This window comes from Lapidilactobacillus gannanensis, from assembly GCF_003946675.1.
Taxonomy (GTDB): Bacteria; Bacillota; Bacilli; order Lactobacillales; family Lactobacillaceae; genus Lapidilactobacillus; species Lapidilactobacillus gannanensis.
Genome location: NZ_RHOT01000054.1, coordinates 1 through 10,936 on the forward strand (window position 1 = coordinate 1; position 10,936 = coordinate 10,936).

Sequence of the window (10,936 nt, forward strand, 5' to 3'; positions counted from 1 at the left end):
AATACTGGAATGAAGCCGTTTAGAACTAGATACAATTTTATATTATTTCATCTGTCAACTTGACAGGGCCTAGTGCAGGTTTTGACTCCATTGCAGGCTTTTTGGTTGTGGAACGCTGCCGGCATTGATTGATGCCAATATTGTCATCAATACAAGCCTTATTCTAAGTGGCACAGCCACTAAGAATAATTTGGCTGCTTCTCGCAAGCTCCTACGCAAATAAAAACCGATTGGCTGACAACCACGCCCTCCATTCCGTCTGGAGTTGAGTTAGTGAATTTCACCGTGGTTAGATTTTAAGGAAATTATAGTGAGACTAATCAACTTCATTTGAATTGTGCTGACAACTAAATAGCACATAAAAACAAGCCTGATTGACAATTTCTGGTCTCATCCAGAAAAATTATCAATCAGGCTTCGTTAGTTTTTGCAATCTGTCCTGCTAAGTAGTGATACTGAGTTACTTAATTTTATTCAGATAGTTGCTGGGCAACACTAACTTTACTAGTATCGCCTTTTAATCTTTCTAATCTAAAGTGGACTAGCCTAACTCAAAACGGAGTTAGCAGCTATACTGCCTAAAACAAATTCAGATTAAGGAACACCAACTACAATATCAGCAATTTAGATTGTCCAGCAACCACCACTCCTAAATGGGGCAGTCGTGGCACTACCTTTTATTCAGCTCGTAAGGCAATCGCCGCATCTTTCTTGGCTGCCATTCGTGCCGGAATATGACCACCAATCATGGTCAACACGGTACTAACTAGAACTAAAATCAACGCTTGTGTTGGGTCAAGGATCGCTACGTTTTTCAATTCGGTTAAGTTATAAAGTAGGCTGTTAATTGGGAAGGTCAGTAATTCAGCAATAATAATTCCCAGTAGACCTGAGGAAATCCCGAGAATAAAAGTCTCAGCATCAAAAACTCGGGTAACATCGCGACTCCGCGCGCCTAAAGCCCGTAACACACCAATTTCCTTGGTCCGTTCCAGCACTGAAGTGTACGTCAAAATCCCAATCATGATCATACTTGTGATCAAGGAAATCGCCGCAAAGGCAATCAGGACATAAGTAATCGCGTCCATTAAGCCACCAGTCAAATTCGTGACTGTCCCAGCTAAATCAAGATAAGTGATTTTATCAGCGCGACTCTTGCCCTTGTTCCACTTATCTAAATAAGTCAACACCTTATCTTTATCCTTGAAATTATTCGGATAAATCATGATGCTATATGGCAAACTGCTACCGCCTAAAGTGCTCAGGAATGTTTGCTTCGTGGTACTATCCATCTTCTGATTGGTCATCACGTTGACTGCCGAAGCCTTCTGCGCTTTAACAATCGCCGAATCCTGATTTTTCGAAATGACTTCTTTCGCGAGGTCATCACTGTAGGCAATCCCACTAGCCAAGAGGTCCATATTAGACGACCCCCGCGCGCGAATGATCCCGCTAATATTAAGCGTCAAATTATTCGGCTTGTCATAAAGGCTGCTAACATCCGTGCTAGGAATAAAGTTTCCTGTTGGCAATTGTTGGTAATAATCATTGTTCATCACCATTTGAATCTTAGTCCCAACAATTTTGTTGAAATCGAGTTTGGTGCCATCTTTCACATCAAAGCCTAAGTTATTCAACGCATTAATGTTAATGGTATTGTCAGATTTTACGACCAAAACAACATCCGTGGCTGCTTTAGGATAAGCGCCGGACAAAAGCCGATAATTCTTCTTTAAGAAATTCTCTTTACTGTTATCCAATTGTTTAGGAAACGATGAAGTGCCCACACCAGTCGTTGCTGCCATCGCTGCCGCCGAGGATTGGTTACTACTATTGCTTTTAGCAGAGGAGAACGTCACAGGCTGCACTTTGCCGTCAACTTTTCGAATCAAATTCATGCCGACTAACCGCGTGTAGCCAATGTTATTACTTAGATCAGGATTAATATCATTGACGTAATTCAAGTATTTCTGATCAATTTTATTAATGTGAGTCGCTTTTTCTTGGGCACTAACTTTAGCAGTGATTTGCGTGCCCTTCTTGGATAATTTCTTAGTTTTATTCGGATTCTCCGCGGAAGCCGCCTGCATATCAGTGGCTTGCTGAGAAATAGTTATTGGATATTGGGCCAAAGTTTTCGATTGAGTTTCATCAATTTGCTTCTGGAAGCCGCCGGACAGCGCCAACACCACACCAATACTAATAATGCCAATACTTGAGGCAAACGCCGTCAGGAAAGTGCGCCCTTTTTTAGTGCGAATATTGGTGAAGGATAATTTTAGCGCCGTCCAGAAACTCATCTTAGTCCGTTTTAATTTAAAAGTATCACTTTGGGCTGATTCATTATAAGGCCGGGAATCATCGCGAATTTGGCCGTCAGAAAATTCAATAATCCGATTGGCATATTGATGGGCCAATTCAGGATTATGTGTGACCATGATCACCAATTTTTCTTTGGAAAGCTCCTGGATCAATTCCATGATTTGGACGCTGGTCTCAGTGTCCAAGGCCCCCGTCGGCTCATCACACAGCAAAATGTCGGGATCATTGGCCAGCGCCCGGGCAATCGCCACCCGCTGCATCTGCCCACCAGATAATTGGTTCGGCTTCTTATGCATATGCTCGCGCAAACCAACCCGGGTCAACGCCTCTTCGGCACGCTGCCGCTTTTCAGCATTGCTGACGCCACTCAAGGTCATCCCTAACTCAACGTTGTCAATAATGCCCAGGTGACTAATTAAGTTGTAGCTCTGGAAAATAAAACCCACCGAATTATTACGGTAAGCATCCCAATCAGTCGCTTTAAACTTCTTGGTGGATTTACCATTGATCACCAAATCGCCGGAATCGTACTCATCCAAGCCACCGATCACGTTTAGTAAAGTGGTTTTACCAGAACCACTGGCACCAAGAATAGCCACGAATTCCTTCTCACGAAAAGCAACGGACACGCCGTCCAACGCTTTTGTGACGGTATCGCCGACTTGATAATATTTTTTAATATTTTTTAATTCGAGCACACTGAATCCTCCCCGGTTTTGGTTACAAAGTGTTACTAATTATCCCATCAATTATATCACACACAATTTAAATGCCATCAGCCTCCGGACTTAAAATCTTCGTCAATTTTATGGAAAAATAATAATTAAATTGTTGAAAAATTGTGCAGCTATAAAAGCCGAAAAATTCAAAAGCCTTAAAACCTGATGGAGACGTTGAAACAGAACTGGTTCTGACTTCATTGCGGGCTTGCTGGTTGTGGAACGCTGCCGACGCTGATTGAAGCCTTTCTGCGAAAGTCTCCAATACAGGTCTTCTCGTAAGTGCTGAAGCACCAAAACGTGTTCGAAGCAGCAAACGGCTATGATTAACTGAAATAATTGCTCGATCTGGTTGCACCAGCTCAAGCAATTATTTGCAGTTACTCTACGCCGAAAGCCCGCTGCTCCTCACACTCTAATAATTTGGCGGCTGACAACCACGCCCTCCATTCCGTCTGGAGTTGAGTTAGTGCATTTCACTGTTGTTAGATTTTAAGGCAATTGCAGTGAGACCAATCAACCTAATTTGAATTGTATCGATATCTGAATAGTGCACAAAATTAAGCCTGCTTGACAATTCTGGTTAATCCAGAAAAAATTGTCAAACAGGCTTCGTTAGTTTTTGCAAACTGATTTTCTAAATAGTGGTCAGCAATTTCGTTAATTTGATCAGGTGGTTGCTGGGCACATTAACTTTGCTAATACTGCCGTTTAATCTACTCCGTCTAATTTGCACTAGCCTAACTCAAAACGCAGTGCAGGCCGCCGGAGTGTCAGCCGCCAAATTATCCTTGGCGATTTATCGCTTAGGATAAGGGTTGTATTTGAGACTTTGGGCACCAAAGGCTCAAATCAATCCCGGCCGCGTTCCACACCCCGCCGGCCGAAACGGAGTTATCCGCCATACTGCCTAAAACAAATTCAGATTAAGGAACACCAACTACAATATCAGTAATCCAGATTGCCCAGCAATCACCAAACCCAATTGGAAAGGCTTGGGCAAACTATCTAACTTTTATAAAGCAGTCCTAACCTTGTATAAATCCAGATTCGACCAACTTCAATTTGGTTGCTAAGTCCTGAATCAGAGGTTCCATTTGTTCGATTTTGGTGATTTCGGGATGGGCGGCGAGATATCTTTGGATTTTATGAATATAGCCGTTGGTAATATAACCAATGACTTCTAGGAGGTCGGCAGCTGTGGCGCCTGGCTTGAATTGCAACAGGGCCACCACGGGCGTCATCAACTCGCTAGTTAAATCATGGTTGGCCACAAACATTTTCTGGACGTAGGCTTGACTGCTCGCCGGTAATTGTTGTTGATGAACAAAAGCCGTCATTAATAGGTTGAATTCCGCGGGAAATTGCAGTTGCAGCTGAATTTTATAACGAGTGGCGTTAATGATCATCGCGCTTAAATCAGCACTATTTTGCCAAACAGTGCGATCAATGACGGTCATAAATTGTTGATTAGCCGCCGTCAAAGCTGCCAAATACAATTGTTCCTTATTAGTAAAATATTTAAAAACTAAACCTTTAGAAACTGCCGCTTGCTGGGCGATTTGATCAACATGGGTGGGTTCATAACCCTGTTCCGCAAATAACTGAATCGCCGCCGTTAACATGCGTGCTTTTTTCGCTGGATCTTCTGGTAAACGTTTCGTCATACTCTTAACTCATTTCTAATTGAAATTCTGGTCGCGTCGCCGGTAACCCCAATAGGCCAGCCCGATCCCCACTAAACTAATCACAATTAAACTGAGAACGGTCGCACCATTGATTGTTTTCAGTGGTACTTGCCGCACCCAACCGTATGGCACCAATTGCACCACCCAAGTTGGTAATTTCAATAAGCTGCGGAAATACATCAACACGAAGCCAACTCCAGTATACACTAAACCTAATTGTCGCCAACGTGGTGCCCACGCTACCAGCAACGCCGAGACGATCACCAAAACAGCTACTGGCAAGAAATAGCCGCTGAAAATCCGCACAAAATATTTCAGCGCCAAGGGTTGTTTCATTACTGCAGCACTACCCCAGTACAATCCTGCCAGCCCTGCCGCTAAAACCAGCCAGGCATTGAGCAGCGACCAACCAAGATAACTACTGAAAACTCGCAGTCGACTAATTGGCCGGGCAAAATACAGTTCCAAGTAACCCTTGTGCGCGTCAAGATCCAAGTGATTAAGCAACAACTGCCCACGAATCGTCCCTAACACTGCCAGCACCACGCTGAGTAAAGTTAGGAAATTTAAAATCAATTGAGTGACGGCTTGTTGCTGCTTACCAGCACTAACAATTTGTTGCATCAGCGGATTGGCCGTAATAATCGCCGCAATATGATTGAAAATCGAGCCATACATCAGCCCAATGACCACTGCCGCCAGCAACCAAGACCAGAAACTACGCTGGTCACTTTTCACCAAGGCCGTCAATGGTCCACGGAGAAAACGACTCGTTGTTTTGCCTGGACGAACTGCAATTAAGCCCCCATTCAAATCCCGTTGCGCGTTCAAAGCCATCGCCGCAACCAGCACCAACACAAGCGCCAAAACTTGCCAAACAATGGGCCAACCATTATTTCGATAATAAACCCCAGCTTGTTCAGGCCAGCCTAACAGCGACCACCAATTGGCTTGATGATGGCTGACATCTAGCACCATCCGCAATAAATAAGCCAGACCGAGCGCCGCTAAACCATAACTCGTCGCAGTTCGGGCCTCGCGAGTTAGTTGCGCCGCTAAAATGCCCAAACTGCCGAACAATAAGCCACTACCAGCAATTAATGCTGCCAACAACCAATTACCAGCCGAATTTGCGCCGTCCATCGCCGCCAACTGCAATCCTAATCCAGTCGCCAATAACAACAAGCCGTTAAATAGGAAATTTTCTAACCACGCCGCCGCAATAAAGGCCTGATGCCCCACTGCTTTGGCTCGCAATAATTCAACGAGGCCAGCTTCTTCAGCGCCACGAGTAGCTGGCACGCTGATCAAAATGCTGGCCAACCCCGCGAAGAGACTCATGAAAACCACCATTTCACTACTATAAATAATTGCCTCAGTCATTGGTTGCTGGTCGGGAATATAGCCCATAATCGCAATCATGGCCGGCGTTCGTAACGTCGCTATCAACGTCGCGATTGCTTTGGCACCGGCAAATAAAGTCCCAATTTTGTAAGCATAACCCACCAACAAGCCGACCAAAATCAAGAACCAAGCCAGCAATTTGACCCCATCACGCCGCAAATTGATTTTAAGCAGGGCGCCAGTTTGAGCAAAATTTTCCTTAAGCATGGGTGCTCACCTCGGCCTGTTTAACATTACCCTGATCATAATAACGTAAAAATAAATCTTCCAAAGTCGGCGGTGCGATTTGAATGGCCGTTAATTTTTTCGCTGCCAGTGCCTGCAAAACAGTTTGCAACTGATCAGTATCCACCGCGAAATTAGTCGTCCCAGATTGTTGCTGGAATTGATGCACCCCGGGCAATTGGCCAAGTGCTGTTAAATCCTGGTCTGAGGTGACGGTCACGTTAATTCGAGTCAAGTGTTGTAACGCCGCTAATTCCCCAGCTTCAATAATTTGGCCTTGCCGAATAATCGCAATCGTGTCACAAGTTTTCTCCACTTCTGACAAAATATGACTTGAAAGCAAAATTGCTTTGCCGGCTGCTTTCAACCGCGAAATTTCCTGTTGGAAAACAATTTCGTTCAGTGGATCCAACCCCGAAGTTGGCTCATCAAAAATATAAAGCGCCACATCACTGGACAAAGCCACAATCAAAGCGACTTTCTGGCGATTGCCTTTAGAATAAGTTTGATTTTTCTTGCTGGGATCCAGCGCGAACTTCTTGATCAAATCATCGGTTTTAGCATTGTGCTGCTGACCACTCATCTTCAGCAACAGGTCAATCGTCTGCCCACCAGTGAAATTCGGCCACAAATAAACATCCCCCGGCACGTACGCCAAGCGCTGGTGAATGAACACAGCATCGCGCCAAGCATCTTGGCCAAAAACCTGAACGGTGCCGGCAGTTGGTCGCAACATCCCTAAAATTGTGCGGATGGTCGTTGACTTACCCGCGCCATTAGGGCCAATAAAACCAAGGACCTCACCAGCATGCAAGGTCAAATTAATTTCTTTTAAAGCGGTAAACTTGCCAAATTTCTTTTGTAAATGGTTAACTGTTAATACTTCAGTTGCTCCCATAATTGCTGCCTCCATCGTCGACTTGCTAAACAATTAAAATGAATACTTCGTCATTATAGTTTTCGTTGACTGACAGGTCAATGGAAAACAACCTGTATTTTCAAATTAAGTTGGCTAGTCAAACATCCCGGTTTTAAGTAACATCTCATTCTAATGATGGCGTTAAAACGGAACTGGTTTTGACTCCATTGCGGGCTTTTTGGTTGTGGAACGCGGCCGGCACTGATTGAAGCCTTTGTTGCACAAAGTCTTCAATACAGGCCTTCTCGTAAGTGCTGAAGCACCAACGAGAATTTGGCGGCTGACAACCACGCCCTCCATTCCGTCTGGAGTTGAGTTAGTGTGCTTCAGCACTTATAATAAGCCTCGAATTTGAGATTGTTGCTGAAAGCAATAAGCTCAAATCGACGGCCACAGCGTTCCACGCCCTCTTAATCGCTCGGCCCCTGCCGTTAACTAGCTAAGGCGCGACGTAATCAATTTCAAATCAAAGTCAGCTCAGTTGAATCAGCCTCAATATCACAAGTTGGCTTGAATTTCTGAAAATTTCCGTCTCTAGCATGATTACAGTCACGATTATTCTTGGTAAACTAGTTTTAATTAAACTGAGGAAAGTGGAGAATTATGATTCTATCAATTATTATCATCGCCTTACTACTGCATGCCATCTTTCGCGGCTATCATCGCGGTTTAGTCAAAGAATTGCTGTTTAGCGTGGGCACGTTACTGGTTTTCCTAGTCGCGTTATTTTACGACGCTCAATTCGGTGACTTTTTATTAAAATTAACCAAACGTGGCGATCCCACTGACCCCTTCGCTGCCTTTGTCGCCCAATCAATTGCCTTCTGGTTAATTATGTTAATTGGCCACATTATTGTCCGTTGGCTCGCACGTTTGTCGCAGTCAGTCACTTGGCTACCTGTTATTAAGCAAGCCAATGGCCTAGGTGGCGCCATTATTGCTGTGTTGATGATGTACTTGGGAATTTTCCTAGCCCTTTCGTTGCTGAACATCATTACGCCTAGCTGGTTCGTCAATCAATACACCAGCTCACCAGTGGCCCAATTCATGGTCGAACGCACCCCAATCGTCAGCCAGCGCGTCGTTGATTGGCTATTCCACACCGATACTCAGAGTTTTACCAACAGCGCTCAACAGCTACTTCAGACCGTATTTTAATCTAGGCAAAAATCTCGCGCTACCATTTAAATCTTGCTAAGATGAATTTATGAAGAATGCTAGGTTGCCCACACCCAGGGGCGACCGCTAACAAGCCCTACGTAATCAGAGCAGTTGCTCATAAGCATCGTAATCAGGCAATTGCTAAATGTCCCAACTCATTTTGTTAAGGCCAAACTCCGATGACTTAATGGTATTCTTCAAGATGATTCGTAGGCATTCAAAAAGAGCCCAACGCTCCTAGACGTTGGGCTCTTTTTATCTCATCTAAAAATTCATGACACTAAGACCTAGTAAAAGTTGAAAAGTCCAAAACCGTTAAACCTTGGTGAAAGTGTTGAAACAGAATTAGTTTTGACTCCATTACGGGCTTGCTGGTTGTGGAACGCGGCCGACGTTGATTGAATCCTTTCTGCGAAAGTCTCCAATACAAGTCTTCTCGTAGGTGCTAAAGCACCAACGAGAATTTGGCGGCTGACAACCACGCCCTCCATTCCGTCTGGAGTTGAGTTAGTGCATTTCATCTTTGTTTGATATTAAGGCAATTGTAGTGGGACAAATCAACTTGATTTAAATTGTGGTGACAACTAAATAGAACACAAAACTGAGCCTGTCTGACAATTTCTGGTTTGCTCCAGAAAAACTTGTCAAACAGGCTCAGTTAGTTTCCATAATCTGCTTTTCTAAATAGTGGTGTTCAATTCTGTTAGTTTATTCAGGCAGGGGCCGAGCGATTGGCGTCAGCTGTGAAATTATTGTTGGTGCTTCAGCACTTACAATAAGCCTCGAATTTGAGATTGTTGCTGCAAGCAATAAGCTCAAATCGATGGCCACAGCGTTTCTAGGAGAAGTCAAGCGTTTTTACTACCAGTACGGTAATATGGAGAAAATAATCTTTAACTGTAAGAGAATATTTGAATTGAATCTTAGGAAAAACAGTTTATTGGTTATATTGAGTCACCATTTTATGACCATTTAAGGTACACAAATAGAATCTATTAAGGGTAATCTTTTTAATAGATTTGTGTTAAGATTACTTCGTAATCAATGTACATTACTATCGTCCTTTTGCGATTTCGTAGCTATACATTTGATTGTTGAGAACTAAATGGTAGATGGTGCGGAGTAGTCGCTGCATTGTCGCAATCGCAGTCTTCTTAGTTGATGAGGAAGACTGTTTTTTGTGTTTATAGAAGTCTTTAATGTGACAAGGGCTTTTAACAGAGGCAATACTCATTACCGATTGATAAAGAACTTTGCGAGCGTGTGCATTGCCCAGTTTACTAATTCGATCAGGAGCAACTGAGTCGCCAGACTGATAGTGTCGGATATCGATTCCCACAAATGCGTTGAGCTTACTAGATCCCTTGAAACGGTGAAGATCACCAAGTTCTCCCATAAGCAGAACAGCTGTTTTTTCACCAATACCAGGAATTGATTTTATAATTTCCAAATCAGGATAATTTTCAGCAAGCTTGGCCATTCGTTTGATTAACATATCTTTGCGCTTAATTAATTGAACTGCTTGGTCGGCCAAATACTGAATTTGGTTTACTTCAGACGAGGTAACATCGCAAACAGGATAAGTTATTCCAGCAAGATCCTGTATATATTTAGCTTTCTTAAGTAGCCAAGATTTAGCATGATGCGTTGATATTTGTTGAAGCTTGAGAAACACTTCGTTTAAAGTCAGTGAAGTTACTAAATCCGGGTGAGCAAACAGTTCAATAATATTCCAATAAAAAGTTGTATCTTTTTTATCTACAACCATTTCAATTTCTGGAAAAGTATTCTGAAGAGAACGATGAATTCGATTTTTACATTTAACAAGATCACAAGATATTTGATCATAATGACGACTCAAAATTAATAGCTCTGAATATATTGGACTAACAGCATGTGATGTAGGGCGAGAAAACCGAAACTGAGTTTCGGCCAAACGCCAAGCATCATTAGCATCTGTTTTACGCTTACGCAAAGAATCGAGTTGCTTCTTAGCCTCTAATGGGTTTAAACAAGTATACACATAGTTATTATCATTCAAAAAGCGACAAAGTCGATTAGAGTACACGCCAGTAGCTTCAAAGATAATTTCAGGGTTTTCAAAAGCAGAGAGCTCTTGACCTAAAAGATTAAAACCAGGACGATTATTCTCAATTTCAAATAGCTTGATTCGCTTCATATCAATAACTACTGCAACCTCACTAGAAGCTTTACTAACATCAATTCCAAATACAACTCGCATATCAATACCATTCCTTCTAAAATTGATTCACGTTAATCCTATCATTCTAATTTTCAAAACAAGACGTTTAGGTCAATAGACTAAGAACAGACTAAATAGGATGCGTGAAGTTGTCATTTTCCACTACGACATCTAAGTCACGCTGCGGTATGACATATTCAACTTCACAACCACTATACAGTAATCATCCACCCGCATAGCGGGTGGCTTTTTATTAGCCCTAGAAGGGCTTGCCACACGCAAAAAGCCCCTTAAA

The 10,936-nt window shown here is 43.0% G+C and carries 7 protein-coding genes; 1 reads left to right on the forward strand and 6 read right to left on the reverse strand.

The window, feature by feature from the left end; translation table 11 throughout:
- Positions 1-677: 677 nt before the first annotated feature.
- The 5 genes from EKM81_RS10500 to EKM81_RS10515 all read right to left on the reverse strand — a co-directional run bounded on the left by EKM81_RS10500 (position 678) and on the right by EKM81_RS10515 (position 7,256).
- Entirely contained in the window at positions 678-3,020 is a 2,343-nt protein-coding gene (locus tag EKM81_RS10500; protein WP_125651459.1) for an ABC transporter ATP-binding protein/permease, read from the reverse strand.
- 67 nt (positions 3,021-3,087) lie between these two features.
- Positions 3,088-3,399, reverse strand: a complete 312-nt coding sequence (locus EKM81_RS11245) for a hypothetical protein (RefSeq protein WP_164509302.1) — start codon at positions 3,397-3,399, stop codon at positions 3,088-3,090.
- A gap of 670 nt (positions 3,400-4,069) precedes the next feature.
- Entirely contained in the window at positions 4,070-4,708 is a 639-nt protein-coding gene (locus tag EKM81_RS10505) for a TetR/AcrR family transcriptional regulator (RefSeq protein WP_125651461.1), read from the reverse strand.
- A 15-nt stretch (positions 4,709-4,723) separates the two neighbouring features.
- On the reverse strand, positions 4,724-6,340 hold the full coding sequence (locus tag EKM81_RS10510) for an ABC transporter permease (RefSeq protein ID WP_125651463.1): 1,617 nt from the start codon (positions 6,338-6,340) through the stop codon (positions 4,724-4,726).
- Positions 6,333-7,256, reverse strand: coding sequence for an ABC transporter ATP-binding protein (locus EKM81_RS10515; protein WP_125651464.1), 924 nt, complete (start codon positions 7,254-7,256; stop codon positions 6,333-6,335). Before EKM81_RS10515 ends, EKM81_RS10510 begins: the two co-directional genes overlap by 8 nt.
- A 624-nt stretch (positions 7,257-7,880) precedes the next feature.
- Here EKM81_RS10515 and EKM81_RS10520 point away from each other — a divergent pair.
- Positions 7,881-8,435: a CvpA family protein gene (locus EKM81_RS10520; RefSeq protein WP_125651466.1), complete on the forward strand. Its 555-nt coding sequence runs from the start codon at positions 7,881-7,883 to the stop codon at positions 8,433-8,435.
- A 1,057-nt stretch (positions 8,436-9,492) separates the two neighbouring features.
- Here EKM81_RS10520 and EKM81_RS10525 read toward each other — a convergent pair.
- Positions 9,493-10,680 (reverse strand): IS110 family RNA-guided transposase, encoded by a 1,188-nt coding sequence (locus EKM81_RS10525; protein ID WP_125651468.1) that lies wholly within the window; start codon positions 10,678-10,680, stop codon positions 9,493-9,495.
- Between the last annotated feature and the right edge of the window lie 256 nt (positions 10,681-10,936).